General features: G+C 70.7%; 14 protein-coding genes and 1 other RNA gene. 6 read left to right on the top strand and 9 right to left on the bottom strand.

The genetic code is table 11. The features are described 5' to 3' along the window. Nucleotides 1-9: 9 nt before the first annotated feature. The 6 genes from ACW5F0_RS03220 to ssrA all read right to left on the bottom strand — a co-directional run bounded on the left by ACW5F0_RS03220 (nt 10) and on the right by ssrA (nt 6,778). Nucleotides 10-2,040: a PAS domain S-box protein gene (locus ACW5F0_RS03220; protein WP_456999010.1), complete on the bottom strand. Its 2,031-nt coding sequence runs from the start codon at nt 2,038-2,040 to the stop codon at nt 10-12. Then, nucleotides 2,037-2,789, bottom strand: a complete 753-nt coding sequence (locus ACW5F0_RS03215) for a response regulator (protein ID WP_456999009.1) — start codon at nt 2,787-2,789, stop codon at nt 2,037-2,039. Before ACW5F0_RS03215 ends, ACW5F0_RS03220 begins: the two co-directional genes overlap by 4 nt. An 81-nt stretch (nt 2,790-2,870) precedes the next feature. Next, nucleotides 2,871-3,110: a hypothetical protein gene (locus tag ACW5F0_RS03210; RefSeq protein WP_456999008.1), complete on the bottom strand. Its 240-nt coding sequence runs from the start codon at nt 3,108-3,110 to the stop codon at nt 2,871-2,873. Then, entirely contained in the window at nt 3,103-5,451 is a 2,349-nt protein-coding gene (locus ACW5F0_RS03205) for an FdhF/YdeP family oxidoreductase (protein ID WP_456999007.1), read from the bottom strand. The genes ACW5F0_RS03210 and ACW5F0_RS03205 overlap by 8 nt, the downstream gene beginning before the upstream one ends. Then, a complete protein-coding gene (gene fdhD, locus ACW5F0_RS03200; protein WP_456964578.1) occupies nt 5,448-6,311 on the bottom strand; it encodes a formate dehydrogenase accessory sulfurtransferase FdhD in 864 nt (287 codons plus the stop codon). The genes ACW5F0_RS03205 and fdhD overlap by 4 nt, the downstream gene beginning before the upstream one ends. A 113-nt stretch (nt 6,312-6,424) precedes the next feature. Then, nucleotides 6,425-6,778, bottom strand: a transfer-messenger RNA (tmRNA) gene (ssrA, locus tag ACW5F0_RS03195). A gap of 164 nt (nt 6,779-6,942) precedes the next feature. Between ssrA and ACW5F0_RS03190 the strand changes: the two genes are divergently transcribed. Next, nucleotides 6,943-9,126 (top strand): CHASE domain-containing protein, encoded by a 2,184-nt coding sequence (locus ACW5F0_RS03190; RefSeq protein ID WP_456999006.1) that lies wholly within the window; start codon nt 6,943-6,945, stop codon nt 9,124-9,126. A 75-nt stretch (nt 9,127-9,201) separates the two neighbouring features. On the opposite strand, the gene smpB is transcribed toward ACW5F0_RS03190, so the two are convergent. Beyond that, on the bottom strand, nt 9,202-9,699 hold the full coding sequence (smpB, locus tag ACW5F0_RS03185) for an SsrA-binding protein SmpB (RefSeq protein ID WP_456964576.1): 498 nt from the start codon (nt 9,697-9,699) through the stop codon (nt 9,202-9,204). 53 nt (nt 9,700-9,752) lie between these two features. Here smpB and ACW5F0_RS03180 point away from each other — a divergent pair, with 53 nt between their 5' ends. Together ACW5F0_RS03180 and ACW5F0_RS03175 are read left to right on the top strand one after the other, a co-directional pair. Further along, nucleotides 9,753-10,181, top strand: coding sequence for a type II toxin-antitoxin system RatA family toxin (locus ACW5F0_RS03180; RefSeq protein WP_456964575.1), 429 nt, complete (start codon nt 9,753-9,755; stop codon nt 10,179-10,181). 3 nt (nt 10,182-10,184) lie between these two features. Then, on the top strand, nt 10,185-10,442 hold the full coding sequence (locus ACW5F0_RS03175) for an RnfH family protein (protein ID WP_456964574.1): 258 nt from the start codon (nt 10,185-10,187) through the stop codon (nt 10,440-10,442). Nucleotides 10,443-10,455: 13 nt separating this feature from the next. Here ACW5F0_RS03175 and ACW5F0_RS03170 read toward each other — a convergent pair whose 3' ends face one another. Further along, on the bottom strand, nt 10,456-10,848 hold the full coding sequence (locus ACW5F0_RS03170; protein WP_456965256.1) for an outer membrane protein assembly factor BamE: 393 nt from the start codon (nt 10,846-10,848) through the stop codon (nt 10,456-10,458). 103 nt (nt 10,849-10,951) lie between these two features. Between ACW5F0_RS03170 and fur the strand changes: the two genes are divergently transcribed. After that, entirely contained in the window at nt 10,952-11,356 is a 405-nt protein-coding gene (fur, locus tag ACW5F0_RS03165; protein ID WP_456964573.1) for a ferric iron uptake transcriptional regulator, read from the top strand. A gap of 23 nt (nt 11,357-11,379) precedes the next feature. Here fur and recN read toward each other — a convergent pair whose 3' ends face one another. Further along, a complete protein-coding gene (recN, locus tag ACW5F0_RS03160) occupies nt 11,380-13,059 on the bottom strand; it encodes a DNA repair protein RecN (RefSeq protein ID WP_456965255.1) in 1,680 nt (559 codons plus the stop codon). Nucleotides 13,060-13,149: 90 nt separating this feature from the next. Between recN and hrcA the strand changes: the two genes are divergently transcribed. Beyond that, entirely contained in the window at nt 13,150-14,241 is a 1,092-nt protein-coding gene (gene hrcA / locus ACW5F0_RS03155; protein WP_456964572.1) for a heat-inducible transcriptional repressor HrcA, read from the top strand. Further along, on the top strand, nt 14,238-14,744 hold the full coding sequence (grpE, locus tag ACW5F0_RS03150) for a nucleotide exchange factor GrpE (protein WP_456964571.1): 507 nt from the start codon (nt 14,238-14,240) through the stop codon (nt 14,742-14,744). Before hrcA ends, grpE begins: the two co-directional genes overlap by 4 nt. The last annotated feature ends 10 nt before the right edge of the window (nt 14,745-14,754 follow it).

Raw genomic sequence — 14,754 nt, 5'->3', positions numbered from 1 at the left:
AGGTGCAGCTCAGGCTCGCGCCGCAAGCTCCCCACGCACCGCGTCGAGCAGTTCCTCCCGCCGCCATGGCTTGCGCAGCAGGCGCAGGTCGGGATCGCCTTCGGCCCCGGCAGCGTGCTCTTCGTCGCCGGACGTCAGCAGCACCGCGAGGCCCGGGCGCAGTTCGCGCGCCTGCCGCGCCAGGGTCTTGCCGTCCATGCCCGGGCCGAGCATGACGTCGGTGAACAGCAGGGCGAAGCCGGCGTCGGCCAGCAGCCGCTCGAGCGCCGCTTCGGCGTCGGAGACGGCCTCGATCGCGTAGCCCGCGGCGCTGAGGAAGGCCACGGCGATCGCGCGCACGGCGCCGTCGTCCTCGACGACGAGTACGCGTTCGCCCCGGCCGCCGGATCCCTGCGGAGGCTTGTCCGGAGCGATGGTCCTGGCGGACATCGGCGCCGGCGGGCGCTCCACGGGCAGGTACAGCGTCACCTCGGTGCCGGCGCCCGGGGCGCTGTCGATCTCGAGGTTGCCGCCGCTCTGCAGCGCGAAGCCGTAGACCATGCTCAGGCCGAGCCCGCTGCCGCGCTCGCGGCCCTTGGTGGTGTAGAACGGCTCCATGGCACGCGCCAGGATCTCGGGCGGCATGCCGCTGCCGCTGTCGCGCACGGCCAGGCGCAGGTAGCGACCGGCTGCGAGTCCGGTGCCGGAGCGGTCGCCCCCGATCTCGGCGATCGCGGCGGCGACCACGATCTCGCCGCCTTGGAGCATGGCGTCGCGGGCGTTGAGCGCCAGGTTGAGCAGCGCGGCTTCAAGCTGGCCGGCGTCGACATGCGCGGTCGAGAGGTCCGGAGCCAGCTCCAGGCGCAGATGCACCGAATCGCCCAGCGTGCGGCGCAGCACCTGCTCGACGTCCTGCAGCAATGCCGGCACGTCGGTTTCCCGCGGTACCAGGCGCTGGCGGCGTGCAAACGCCAGGAGCTTTGCGGTGAGCTCGGCGCCGCGACCCACCGAGCGCAGGGCGCTGCCCAGCAGTTCGCGGCCGGACGCGCTGTCGACCTCGGTTTCGAGCAGCTGCAGGCTGCCTGACATCACCGTCAGCAGGTTGTTGAAATCGTGCGCGACGCCGCCGGTGAGCTGCCCGATGGCATCAAGGCGGTGCGCATGCGCGAGCTGTTCCTCGGCACGACGCTGCTGCACGAACGCCGACAGCGTGGCCGCGGCCGATTGCAGCAGGTGTCGCGCGTCGTGGTCGAAGCGCTGCAGTTCGCGGGCCACGGCGATGAGCGCGCCGGACGCCTGGTGGCGCTCGAGGACCGGCACCATCACCGCGCTGCCGGCATTGGGCAGCGGCAGGGGAAACAGTGCGGACGCGGCGGGGTCGGCGGCGATGTCGTCGATGTTCCAGGCGTCGCGGTGTTCGCCGGCGAAGGGGCGCGGCGTGGTCGCGCCGACCTGCCAGGCCGGCCCCGCGGTCGCACGGACCTCCGCGCGCTGGTGGCCATGCGCGGGCGCGAGCACGGCCACCGATTCGACCCCGAGCGCCTCGACGAGAAGCGGCGGCAGGGTGTCGATGAACTCGGGTCCGGTGGGGGCCTGCAGCGCGAGCTGTCCGATGTGGGCGGCGATCGCGTCGTAGCGCGCGCGGGCCAGCGCCTGGCGTACGCGCTGGGTGCCGGAAATGTCGCGGACCGAGGCCAGGTAGCGCGGCCCGTGATCGGACTGCAGCGGGCTGAGCGCGATTTCGATCGGGAACTCGTTGCCATCGCTGCGCAGCCCGACCAGGGTCTGCCCGGTCGCCCCCATGGGCCGTACGTGCGGGTGTTCCATGTAGCGGTCGCGGTAGTCGCGGTGGCGCGCGCGTGCCGCGGTCGGCACCAGCTCCTCGATTTCAAGCCCTTCCAGGCTGCCGCGGGCGTAGCCGAACAGGGCCTCGGTATGGGCGTTGGCGTGGACGATGCGGCCGTCCTTGTCGATCACCACCAGGGCGTCGGGCACGGCCTCGAACAGGCCGGGGATGCCCAGCGGCGGCAGTGCGTGCTCGCCATCGGCATGGCCACTCATGCCGGCCGCACCTCGGTGGCGAGCAGGTAGCCGGTGCCGCGTACCGAACGGATCAGCCCGGGCGCCGAAGGATCGGGTTCGACCTTGCGCCGCAGGCGTGCGATGCCGACGTCGATGGCGCGGTCGAAGGGGCCCGCTTCGCGACCGTAGAGCGCGCTCATCAGGTCGTCCCGGCTGCGTACTTCGTTGGGCCGCTCGAGCAGCGCACGCAGCAGGTCGAATTCACCGGTGGTGAGCAGGATCTCCTCGCCATCGGCACCGTGCAGCCGGCGTGCGGCCAGGTCGAGGACCAGGTGGGCGAAGGCCAGGCGGCGGGGCGGCTCGGGAGCCGACGGAGGCTCCACGGGCGCGGCGCGCCGCATGACCGAGCGGATCCGGGCCAGCAGCTCGCGGAAGTCGAAGGGCTTGGCGACGTAGTCGTCGGCGCCGAGCTCCAGCCCGACCACGCGCTCGACCGCTTCGCCGCGCCCGCTGACCACGATCACCGGACCGTGCCAGTGCGTGCGCAGCTGCTGCAGCAGCGACAGGCCGTCGGCGTCGGGCAGGCCGAGATCGAGCAGGACCAGGTCGGGGACCCCGCCGGTGAGCGCCGCCTGCATTGCGGCGCCGCTGTGCGCCGCGTCGACGTCGAAGCCGTGGGCACCAAGGTAGCGCTCGATCAGGGCGACGATGTCGACGTCATCGTCAACCACCAGCACCTTGGGGCGGGACGAAGCTGCGGAGAGGGAAGGGGTGGAGTCGTGGGCCATGCAGGGGCGGCGTTCGCGGACGGAGCGGGGCGGCACAGGATCGCATACGCGACCGCGGGAGGCGGATGCCGGATGGCGTGGTTACGGGAGCGCGCGTCCGGCATCGGTCAGGATCGCGAGCGTCCGCGCACCGTCCTCAACCGTCCGCACCCAGCCGGTGCCGGTGACGCCACCGACCTCGTCCTCGCCGATCCACGCGAGCGTGCGCAGCAGCACGCTCATGCGCACGTCCAGGCGCTTGCACAGGCGGGGCAGGGACACGCCTCCGGGCTCGCCTTCGAGTTCGGCGAGCAGGGCGCGGACGAGAGCCTCGTCAACCAACGACGCTGGCCGGGATGTCGCGATGGCGCGGCGCGGTGCCATCGGCGAGGTGCGGAACGATCACCACCGGGACCGACTTCGAGGTCGGCGTGCGTGACTCGTCTGCGAAGCTCGACAGCGGCACCAGCGGATTGGTCTCCGGGTAGTACGCCGCCAGGCAGCCGCGCGGGATGTCGTAGTCCACCAGCAGAAAGCCCATGGCTTGCCGGCGCACGCCGTCGTCGCACAGGCTTTCAAGGTCCACCCGGTCGCCGGCACGCATGCCCAGCGCGGCGATGTCGTCCGCATGGATGAAGAGCACGCGACGCTCGCCGAACACGCCGCGGTAGCGGTCATCGAGTCCGTAGACGGTGGTGTTGTACTGGTCGTGCGAACGCAGGGTGGTGAGCGTGAATACCGGGCGGGTGCCGCCCATGCGCCGGGCGCGGTGGATCGGATTGTCGACCGGCACGCCGGCGGCGATGAAGCGGGCCTTGCCGCTGTCCGTTTTCCAGACGCGGTCGCGCGCGCCATTGGACAGGCGGAAGCCCCCGGGCACGCGCACGCGGTTGTTGAAGTCGTGGAAGTCGTCGAACACCTGCGCGATCAGGTCACGGATGCGGTCGTAGTCCTCCACCAGCCACGCCCAGTCGACCTTCGAGCGTGCGCCCAGCGTCGCCTGCGCCAGCCCGGCAACGATCGCGGGTTCCGACAGCAACGTGTCCGATGCCGGCGGCCGGAGGCCCGCGGACATGTGCACCATGCTCATCGAATCCTCGACCGTCACGCCCTGCGGCCCGGCGGCCTGGATGTCGATCTCGGTGCGGCCCAGGCAGGGCAGGACCAGCGCTTCGCGGCCGTGCACCAGATGGCTGCGGTTGAGCTTGGTGGCGACATGCACGGTAAACGCGCAGTTGCGCAACCCGCGCGCGGTGGCGTCGGTGTCGGGCGTCGCCGCGGCGAAGTTGCCGCCCATGGCGAAGAACACCTTCGCGCGGCCGTCGACCATCGCCTCGATGGCGCCGATGGTGTCGTAGCCGTCCGCGCGCGGCGGCTCGAATCCGAACACCTGCTGCAGCCGGTCGAGGAACGCCGCGGGCGGCCGCTCCCAGATCATCATCGTGCGGTCGCCCTGCACGTTGCTGTGTCCGCGCACCGGGCACAGGCCCGCGCCCGCGCGGCCGATGTTCCCGCGCAGCAGCATCAGGTTGGCGATCATGTGGATGGTCGCCACCGAGTGCTTGTGCTGGGTGATGCCCATGCCCCAGCAGGCGATGACGCGCTCGGACCGCAGGTAGATCTCGCCGGCGTGGCGCAGCTGGGCTTCGTCGAGGCCGGACTCGGCGATGATCGTGTCCCAGGTCTCGGCGTGCACGTCGGCGGCGAAGGCGTCGAATCCGGTGGTGTGCCCGGTGATGAAGTCGTGGTCCAGCAGCGACGCGTCGCCGCGCGCGACCGCCTCCGCATCGCGCTCGAGCAGGTGCTTGGCCATGCCCTTGAGCAAGGCCAGGTCGCCGCCGATCTTCAGCTGGAAATAGTCCGAGGCGATCTTCGTCGAGCCGCCGCGCGCCATCTCCAGCGTGTCCTTGGGATCGGCGAAGCGCTCCAACCCGCGCTCGCGCAGCGGGTTGAAGGCCACGATCCTGCAGCCGCGCTTCGCCGCGTCGCGCAGTTCTCCGAGCATGCGCGGATGGTTGGTGCCCGGGTTCTGGCCGAAGACCAGGATGCAGTCGGCCTGCTCGAAGTCCTGCAGCGACACCGTGCCCTTGCCGACGCCGACCTGCTTGTTCAAGGCCGTGCCCGACGACTCGTGGCACATGTTCGAGCAGTCGGGGAAGTTGTTGGTGCCGTATTCGCGCACGAACAGCTGATACAGGAACGCGGCTTCGTTCGAGGTGCGTCCCGAGGTGTAGAAGACCGCCTCGTCCGGCGAGGGCAGGGCATTGAGGTGCCTGGCGACCAGCGCGAAAACCTCGTCCCAGGTGGCCGGCACGTAGTGGTCGGTGGCCGCGTCATAGCGCAGCGGCGTGGTCAGGCGGCCCTGGCTCTCGAGCCAGTGGTCGCTGTACTCCGCCAGCTGCGTGACGCTGTATCGGGCGAACAGCTCCGGACCCGCACGATGCCGGGTGGCTTCGGCGGCGACGGCCTTCGCGCCGTTCTCGCAGAACTCGAAGGTCGAGCTGTGGTCGCGGTCGGGCCAGGCGCAGCCGGGGCAGTCGAAGCCGTCGGGCTGGTTGGTGCGCAGCAGCGTCTTCGCGCCGCCAACGCCCACGCCTTCCTTCACCAGCTGCCGTGCGACGCTCTTCAGCGCGTCCCAACCGCCGGCGGGGCCGTCGTAGCTGCGAATGGGGCCCTTGCTCATGCCGCGCCGGTCCCGTCGCCATCGGTCGCCGCCAGCAGCCGCCGCCCATGCGCGTACACCGCCTGCCCATCGTCGCGCGCGAAGGCGATGAGCGTCAGGTTTGCCCGCTCCGCCAGCGAGATCGCCAGTGCCGTCGGCGCCGAAATCGCGGCCATGAAGCCGATGCCCGCGCTGGCCGCCTTCATCGCCATCTCATAGCTCGCCCGGCTGGTGACGACCAGGAAGCCATTCGCCGAATCGTGGCCTGCCGCATGCATCGCCCCGATCAGCTTGTCGAGCGCGTTGTGCCGGCCCACGTCCTCGCGCGCCAGCAGCAGCTCGCCGTCCAGCGCGGCCCAGCCGGCCGCGTGCGCCGCGCCGGTGAGCGCCGTGATCTCCTGTGCCGCGCGCAGTCCACCCAGCGCCCGTCGCAGTGCCGCGGTCGTGACCTCCACTTCGGACGCCACCGGCAGCGGATAGCGCAGCGCCGCCTCCAGCAGCTCGCTGCCGCAGACTCCGCAGCCGCTGCGCCCACTCATGCTGCGCCGGCGCAGGGCCAGCGCTTCGGCGCGTCCGGCCGGGATCCGCAGCCGGATCTCGATGCCTTCGATGAACTCCCGGATGTGCTCGATGGCCACGTCGTCGGCGCGCTCCACGATGCCCTCGCTGAGCGCGAAGCCGGTGGCGAAATCGGCCAGGTCCACGGGCGTGGCCATCATCACGGCGAAGGGTTCGTCGTTGTAGACGAAGGCCACCGGCACTTCTTCGGCGACGTGGTCGTCGAGCAGCTGCACGGCGCCGTCGCGCCAGCGCTCGACCGGGCGCAGGACGTTGCCGGTGGCGGTGGGGCGGTCAGCAGTGGAGGCGAGGCGCCGCGTCATGCGCATAGGATGCCGCATCCTGCATCACCTCGGCGCCGCGCACCGGCGGACCATAAGGAAAAGGCCGGGATCCAAGTGGATTCCGGCCTGTCCTGACTTGCGTGGAACTTGTTTGGTGGAGGTGGCGGGAGTTGAACCCGCGTCCGAAGGCACTCCATCCCCGGCACTACATGCTTAGCTCGCCGTTGGATCTCGTTCCCCGACAGCACGGCGTGCGAAGCGCACCAGGGAACCAGCCTGTGAGTTCAACCGTGGCAGACAGGCGGCCGCCGCGGCTGGATTCCCGTAATGATGACCCTACATCCACGAGTACGGGCACAAGTGGGTTCGGGGCTTACGCCTTAAGCGGCGAGAGCGTAGTTGTCGTCGTTGGCAACTAAAAGTTTGCAGCTGGATTTACGAGGAAAGCTACCCCCTCGGCATGCGCCAGGCGATTTCGCAACCCCCGTCGAAGCCAGTACACCCCCGTTGATCGGGAAACCTGGCGCCTGCCGGGTGGCAGTGAACACGCGCGACCGGACCAGTATAGGCGTGGCGGCAGCCCCTGCAAGCGATCCGGTCGCGTTGGCTGCACAAGGGTTCAGCTGGCTGAGCGCAGCCCGCCGGCGGGCACGCGTTATGCTCCGCCCCCATGGCCACGCCTGACCACGACATGCCTTCGGGCGAACCGCTGCCCGCGCGCCAGGGCTACGCGCTGGCTGTCCTGGTCCTGGTGGCGTCGCTGACCCTGGTGGCGGTCTATGCAACCGGTGCCGGCAATCGCGAGCTCGCGCTGGCGGAGGCGCGGCTGGCCGCGGAGGCCGACCAGGTGGCCGCGCGGCTGCGCCAGCAACTGCTGACGTACGAGCTGATCACCCGTGGTGGCGTGTCCTTGCTTGCCGCCGTCGACCGGCCCAGCGCCCGGCAGTGGCGCAATTATGCGGACGGCCTGGACCTGTCGACGCGGTTCCCGGCCATGCTGGGGCTCTGCTACGCGGCGGCGCTGTCACCGGCCCAGCTGCAGGACTTCCAGCTCGAGCAGCGCCAGGCCACGGGCACGCTGTTCCGGATCGATCCCCCCGGCGCGCGACCCGAGTACGGACCGGTGGTCCTGCTCGAGCCACAGACCTTGGACACCATCGACTTCATCGGCTTCGACATGCTGACCGTGCCGGCGCAGGCCGCTGCGATGGAGGCCGCGCGTGCCAACGCGTCCGCACGCATCACCGCGCCCCTGTCGCGGATGCGGGAGGGCGCAGGGCCGGGGCTGGTGATCTATGCGCCCGTGTATCGCAACGGGATCGTGCCCAGTAACCCGATGGCTCGCACGGCGGCGCTGGCGGGTTGGGTCTGCGCGCCGTTCCGCCTCGACCTGTTCGTTGCCAGGGCGCTCCCGGGCGGAGACCTGTCGCTGCGCATCGTCGACATCGGCGAAGGTGAAGGTGCAGGCGCCGAACTGCCGATGTTCCCGATCGATCCCGCGACGTTTCCCGGCGCCGAGGTCGAAGGCGTGCGCCACAGCAGGGTGGAGCACGTGTACGGCAGGCGCTGGCGGCTCGACTTCCACCAGGCACCGGCGCAGGGCGGGGGTGCCGGGCTTCTCGGCCCGGCAGGCACGATCTACGTCGGTGTGCTGGCGTCGCTGCTGCTGTTCGCGCTGGCGATGATCCTGGCGCGCACGCAGTCGCGCGCACAGAGCATCGCGGCGCGGATGAGCGACTCCTTCCGTCGCAGCGAGCTGCGCTTCCGGAGCGCGATCCGCTTCTCGGCGATCGGCAAGGCGCTGCTCGACCGCGACGGCCGCATCATCGACGCCAACCTGGCCCTGGCCGACATCCTGCGTGCTTCACCGGAAGAGCTGATGGGCCGGTTCTTCGGCAGCCTGGTCACCGGCGGCGGCGACGAGGCCGAAGCGCGTGCACGGGCGGCGTCGGGGAGCGTGTATCGCGTCACCCGGGAACTGCATCGCGACGATGGCGACATCCGCCACGTGCACCTGACCTACGCCCAGGTGCCGGGCGAACACGGGCAGGACCTGGCCAGCCTGGTGCAGGTCGAGGACATCACCGACCGGCTGCGCGCCGAGGCCCAGGTGCTGGCGCTCAACCGCACCCTGGAAGCACGCGTGGCGCTGCGCACGCGCGAGCTCACGCGCGCCAACGAAGAGCTTGAATCCTTCGCCTACACCATCTCCCATGACCTGCGCGCGCCGCTGCGCGCGATCGACGGTTTCAGCCGGATGGTCGCCGAGCGGCATGCCGACGCCTTCGACGATGTCGGTACCGGTTACCTGGCCCGGGTCCGCGCAGCGACCGCGCGCATGGGCGAGCTGATCGACGCGCTGCTGAAGATGTCGCGCGTGTCGCGCGGTGAACTCAGGCGCGAATCGCTGGACCTTTCGGCGATGGCCGAGGACATCATCGCCGAGCTGCAGCAGGGCGACTCCGCGCGGAAGGTCGAGCTGGATATCGAGCCGGGCCTCGAGGCCTCGGGCGACAGCACCCTGGTGCGCAACATGCTAGGCAACCTGCTGGGCAACGCATGGAAGTTCACCCGCGACACCGACCCGGCGCGGATCACGTTCCGGCGCGTCGAGCATGCGGGCGAAGCGTGGTTCGAGGTCGCCGACAACGGCATCGGCTTCGAGCAGGCCTATGCCTCGAAACTGTTCCGTCCGTTCCAGCGCCTGCACGCCGCCGACGAGTTCGCAGGCGAAGGCGTGGGCCTGGCTTCGGTGAAGCGGATCGTGGAGCGCCACGGCGGCGTGATCAGCGGCGAGGGCGCGCCAGGCGCGGGTGCGCGGTTCCGCTTCACGCTGCCCGACGAGCCAGCCTGAGTTTGTGGGAGCGGCCATGGCCGCGATCGCCGCTATAACGGCTCCCCCAGGCGCAGCGATCGCGCTATCAGGTGTTCAGGCGTTGGGGTTGTGGCGACGCATCAGGCGCTGCTTGTCGCGCTGCCAGTCGCGGTCTTTGGCGGCCTCGCGCTTGTCATGCGCCTGCTTGCCCTTGGCCAGCGCCAGTTCGGCCTTGACCTTGTTGCCCTTCCAGTACAGCGCGGTGGGCACGACCGTGTAGCCGTCGCGCTGCACCAGCCCGACCAGCTTGTCGATCTCGTGGCGGTGCAGCAGCAGTTTGCGCGTGCGCCGCTCGTCGGCGACGACGTGGCTCGAGGCCTGGGTCAGTGGCGTGACCTGGGCGCCGAACAGGAACAGCTCGCCGCCGCGCACCACGGCATAGCTCTCGCCGATGTTGGCGCGGCCGGCGCGGATCGACTTCAGCTCCCAGCCCTGGAGGGCGAGTCCGGCTTCGAAGCGGTCCCCGAGCTCGTACTCGTGGCGCGCGCGCTTGTTGAGCGCGATCGTGCCCCCGGCCTTGGCCTTTCCCTTATCCTTTGCGCTCTTGCCCATTGCGCCATTGTCCCACGGCGCCGGGCGCGACAGGTAATGGAAGCACGTCCCTCATGCCCACCATCACACGGTCCGCGCTGGTCGCGCACTCGGCAGCACGCATGTTTTTCCTGGTCAACGACGTCGAAGCCTATCCACGGCGCTTCGCGTGGTGCAGCGGTGCCGAGGTGATCGAGTCCGACGACAGCCGGATGCTGGGGCGCCTGGAGCTCGGCATCGGCGGCATCAGCACCTGGTTCACCACCGAGAACCAGCTGTCACCGCCGCACCACATCGACATGAACCTCCGCGACGGTCCGTTCCGCAGGCTGCAGGGGCGCTGGGAATTCCGCGCCCTCGACGAATCGGCCTGCAAGGTCACGCTGAGCCTCGATTTCGAGCCGCGCAGCCGCCTGCTGGTGCCGGCCCTGAAGCTCGGGCTGCAGGGCCTGGCCGACCGCATGGTCGACGACTTCGTGCGCGTCGCCGACGCCGGGGGCTGAGCGGTGCGGGTGGAGGTGGTGCTGGCGCTGCCCCGCGACCATCGCGCGGTGGTCGTCGAACTGGCGGCGCCTGCGACCGTCGATGATGCCGTGGCCGCGAGCGGACTGCCGCTGGAGGGCATCGACGGGTACGCGATCCACGGCGTGCGCGCCGCGGCGGGTCAGGGGCTGCGCGATGGCGACCGGGTGGAGCTGCTGCGTCCGCTGTTGCTCGATCCCAAAGAAGCGCGGAGGCGCCGCGCCGCACGCGCGGGCGGCTGAGGCTCGCGGGTGCTCAGCGGCCGCGCTTGCCCTTGTCGCGGGGCAGGTTGGGGCCGAATTGCCGGCGCACGTTGCCGATCAGCTCCTTGTCGCGGTCGGGGAAATAATCCCCCTCCCAGCGAGCGAGCGAGTCGCCCTCGAAGAACAGCACGAGGTTGTGGACCTCGGTCTTGCCGGCACGGCCGACGCGCTCGGTGGCGGTGTAGTCCCAACGCTCGTGGTGGAACGGATCCTGGATCGACGGCGTGCCGAGCAGCGCCGACACCTGCTGGCGGTTCATGCCGGCCTGCAGCTGTTCGACATGCTCCTGCGTCACCAGGGTGCCCTGGTAGATCGGCTGCTTGTAGATGACGCCGCAGCCGGTGACGAGGCAGGCGGTGAGGACGGGAACGATCAGTTTGCGCATCGGGAGCCAGGGCAGGGCGGACATGACGCGATGATACACTCGCCGGGCCGCCGCGACCGAACCACGGCAGCTGGCGCCGCAACCGCCAATGAACGGAATACGCATGGAAACCAATGAGCTGCGCAAGGCCGGGCTGAAGGTCACGCACCCGCGCATGCGCATCCTGCAGTTGCTCGAGCAGAAGACCGCGCACCACCACATGACCGCCGAGGACATCTACCGCCAGCTGCTCGACGGCGGTGACGAAATCGGCCTCGCCACGGTCTACCGGGTGCTCACCCAGTTCGAAGCCGCCGGCCTCGTGCTGAAGCACAATTTCGAGGGCGGCACTGCCGTCTACGAGATCGACCGGGGCGGCCACCACGACCACATGGTCGACGTCGACACCGGCAAGATCATCGAGTTCGAAAGCCCGGAGATCGAGGAGCTGCAGCACCAGATCGCGGACAGGTACGGCTATATCCTGGAAGAGCACTCGCTGGTGCTCTACGTGCGCAAGAAGCGCTGAGCCCGCGCTCGACCGCGCGTTCTTCAGCCGGCTGGCGCTTCATCGGCCTCGCGCAGCAGCCGTCGCGCCGCGGCACGCGCTTCGCGACTGACCTCGATCCCGCCCAGCATCCGCGCCAGTTCTTCCTGGCGGCCGGCGGCGTCGAGCAGGCGCACCGAGCTCTGCGTCATCCCCGCGCTTTCGGCCTTGCTGACGCGGTAGTGGGCATGGCCCTGCGCCGCGACCTGCGGCAGGTGGGTCACGCACAGCACCTGGCGCCGGCTGCCCAGGTCGCGCAGCTTCCGCCCCACGATCCCCGCCACGCCGCCGCCGATGCCGGAATCGACCTCGTCGAAGACCATGGTCTGCACGGCGTCCAGGCCGAGCGCGGCGACTTCGATCGCCAGCGAGATGCGCGAGAGCTCGCCGCCCGATGCCACCTTGCGCAGCGGCCGCGGCGGCTGACCGGCGTTGGCCGTGACCAGGAACTCGGCGCGCTCGGCGCCCTGTGCATCCGGAGCATCGGCGCCAGTGGGCTCCAGCGCGATCTCGAAGCGGCCGCCGCCCATGCCGAGTTCCGCGATCAGCGCGGTCGTGGCCTTGCCGAGTGCGGCGGCGGCCTTGGCGCGGGCCTTGCCCAGGCGCGTCGCGGCGGTGCGCCACGTGGCGGCGGCGACATCGATTTCGCCTTCCAGGCCCGACAGCCGTGCCGCCGAACCGACCAGTGTCTCCAGCTCGGCGGCTAGCGCGTCGCGATGTGTCGCCAGCTCCTCGGGCGCAACCCGGTGCTTGCGCGAGAGCTCGTGCAGGCGCGAGAGCCGGCGTTCCTGCTCCTGGAGCTGGTCCGGGTCGATATCCAGGTCGGCGCGGACGCGGTCGAGCAGCACGGCGGCCTCGTCCAGCTGGATCGCCGCGCCCTCGAGCATGCTGTCGACCTCGCCCAGGCGGGGCTCATGCGCCTGCATGCGCGCCAGCAGGCCGCGCAACTGCTGCACGGCCCCCGGCAGCGCATCGGCGTCGCCGCCCAGGCGCTCGAGCGCGGTGTCGCAGGCCTCGACCAGGTCGGTGGCGTGGGCCTGGCGGCGGTGTCCGGCCACCAGCTCCTCGATCGCCTCGGGCTCCAGTGCCTCGCGCTCGAGCTCGGCATGCTGGTGGGTCAGGAAATCGATGCGGTCGGAGACGTCGCCGGCCGCGTTCAGCCGCTCGCGCTCGTGCAGCAGCGCGGCCCAGGCGCGTGCCGCCGCGGCCACGGCCGCCAGCTCGGCCTCGTGGCGGCCGAAGGCGTCGAGCAGGGCGAGCTGGCTGCCGCGTGACAGCAGCGCCTGGTGCTCGTGCTGGCCGTGGATCTCGACCAGCAGCGCGGCCAGTGCGCTGAGCTGCGACAGCGTGGCCGGACGCCCGTTGATCCAGGTCCGCGAGCCGCCGTCCGCGCGCAGGGTGCGCCGCAGCTGGCAAGCCTGGCCGTCGTCGAACTCCTGTTCGCGCAGCCAGCCGAGCGCGGCGGGCGAGTCGGCGAGGTCGAACTCGGCGTCGAGCTCGGCACGCTGGGCGCCATGGCGGACCACTCCGCTGTCGGCGCGCAGCCCGGACAGGAAGCCCAGGGCGTCGACGATCAGCGACTTGCCGGCGCCGGTTTCACCCGAAACGACGGTCAGCCCCGGTCCGAACTCGAGTTCGGTGGCGGAGACGACGGCGAAATCCTTGATCGACAGGCGCTTGAGCATGGTCTGCGAATTGTGACGCGTGGACGCGAAGTCTGTCATCGACGGATCTCGTCGCTTGCGACAAGTGCCGCGCGGACGTATACCCGCGGCATGTCCCGACACCCTTCCGATCCCCTCGACCCGCGCGCGCGCCAGCTGTTGCGGACCCTGATCGGCCGCCATATCCGCGACGGCGAGCCGGTCGGATCGCAGACCCTGGTGCGCCACGCAGGGCTGGACGTGAGCGCGGCGACCATCCGCAACATCCTGTCCGACCTGGAGGAGGTGGGGCTGCTGTCGGCGCCCCACGCTTCGGCGGGGCGCGTGCCCACGGCCCGCGGCTACCGCGTGTTCGTCGACTCGCTGCTGCAGCTCAGCCCGCTGGGCGAGGGCGAGTTCGAGCGCCTGCGCGGGAGCCTCGCGCCCGGCGGCGGCACGCAGTCGCTGCTGGGCAGCGCCTCGGAGCTGGTCTCGGCCATGACCCGCTTCGTCGGCGTGGTCAGCGTGCCGGGCCGTGAGCAGTTCGCGTTCCGCCAGATCGACTTCGTGCCCCTGGACGGGCAGCGGGTGATGGCGATCGTGGTGTTCGCCGACAACGAGGTGCAGAACCGCATCGTCCAGACCCGGCGTGCCTACGACGCCGCCGAGCTGGAGCGCGTGGCCAACTACCTCAATGCCCATTTTTCCGGGCAGCCGCTGGCGGGCATCCGCGCCACCCTGCTGCGCGAGCTGAAGAGCGCGCGCAGCGAGATGGAAGGCCTGCTGCGCGCCACCACCGAGATCGCCGAGCAGGTGCTGGTGCCCGGGGGCGAGGACATGGTGGTCGCAGGCCAGGCGCGCCTGCTGGGCCTGCAGGACCTGGCCGACCTCGACCGCCTGCGCGAGCTGTTCGACGCCTTCACCGAGAAGCGCGAGATCCTGCAGCTGCTCGAACGCACGGTGAAGGCCCAGGGCGTGCGGGTGTTCTTCGGCGAGGAAACCGGGATCGCGCCGCTGGCCGGGATGTCGCTGGTGACCGCGCCCTACGGTGCCAACGGCCGGGTGCTGGGCGTGCTCGGGGTCATCGGCCCGACCCGCATGGCCTACGACCGGGTGATCCCGGTGGTGCAGGCGACGGCCGAAGTGCTGGGCGCCGCCTTGAAACCCGAGCCCGCATCCCCACTCAGTCCGGACCGAGACACTCCGGACCCACGAGAGCGATGACCACCGAACCCACGCCCGACCACGCCGCCGAGGCGCCCGCAGAAGACCGTCCCCTGGAAGACGTGATCGAATCCCTCCGCGCCGAACTGGAGCAGGTGCGCGCGCAGTCGTTGGTCGACCGCGCCGACCTGGACAACCAGCGCCGCCGCATGGAGCGTGACGTCCAGAACGCCTGCCGTTTCGCCAACAAGCAGATCCTCGGCGACCTGCTGCCGGTGTTCGACAGCCTGGACGCGGCGCTGGTCGCCGGGGCCGCCGGCCCGCTGCACGACGGCGTCGAGCTGACCCTGCGCGAGCTGCGCCGGGTGGCCGGCAACCACGGCCTGTTCGAGATCGCACCGGCTGCCGGCGACGCCTTCAACCCCGACCTGCACCAGGCGATGAGCGTGGTCGAAGCCCCGGACGTTGGTCCGGGTGCCGTGGCCCAGCTGTTCCAGAAGGGCTACCGGCTCAACGAACAGCTGCTGCGCCCGGCCATGGTGGCCGTCGCCCAAGCCGACTGAACCCACGGCC

The sequence above is a fragment of the Luteimonas sp. A534 genome, assembly GCF_054072805.1.
Note: the sequence above shows the minus strand (reverse complement) of the source record. Positions and strands in the feature narration are given on the sequence as shown.

Excerpts from the sequence above, each read along its gene's own strand:
- fur (WP_456964573.1), top strand. The coding sequence starts at position 10,952 with ATGGAAACCAATGAGCTGCGCAAGGCCGGGCTGAAGGTCACGCACCCG.
- ACW5F0_RS03180 (WP_456964575.1), top strand. The coding sequence starts at position 9,753 with ATGCCCACCATCACACGGTCCGCGCTGGTCGCGCACTCGGCAGCACGC.
- grpE (WP_456964571.1), top strand. The coding sequence starts at position 14,238 with ATGACCACCGAACCCACGCCCGACCACGCCGCCGAGGCGCCCGCAGAA.
- fdhD (WP_456964578.1), bottom strand. The coding sequence starts at position 6,311 with ATGACGCGGCGCCTCGCCTCCACTGCTGACCGCCCCACCGCCACCGGC.
- ACW5F0_RS03215 (WP_456999009.1), bottom strand. The coding sequence starts at position 2,789 with ATGGCCCACGACTCCACCCCTTCCCTCTCCGCAGCTTCGTCCCGCCCC.
- ACW5F0_RS03170 (WP_456965256.1), bottom strand. The coding sequence starts at position 10,848 with ATGCGCAAACTGATCGTTCCCGTCCTCACCGCCTGCCTCGTCACCGGC.
- ACW5F0_RS03220 (WP_456999010.1), bottom strand. The coding sequence starts at position 2,040 with ATGAGTGGCCATGCCGATGGCGAGCACGCACTGCCGCCGCTGGGCATC.
- ACW5F0_RS03190 (WP_456999006.1), top strand. The coding sequence starts at position 6,943 with ATGGCCACGCCTGACCACGACATGCCTTCGGGCGAACCGCTGCCCGCG.
- recN (WP_456965255.1), bottom strand. The coding sequence starts at position 13,059 with ATGCTCAAGCGCCTGTCGATCAAGGATTTCGCCGTCGTCTCCGCCACC.
- hrcA (WP_456964572.1), top strand. The coding sequence starts at position 13,150 with ATGTCCCGACACCCTTCCGATCCCCTCGACCCGCGCGCGCGCCAGCTG.
- smpB (WP_456964576.1), bottom strand. The coding sequence starts at position 9,699 with ATGGGCAAGAGCGCAAAGGATAAGGGAAAGGCCAAGGCCGGGGGCACG.
- ACW5F0_RS03205 (WP_456999007.1), bottom strand. The coding sequence starts at position 5,451 with ATGAGCAAGGGCCCCATTCGCAGCTACGACGGCCCCGCCGGCGGTTGG.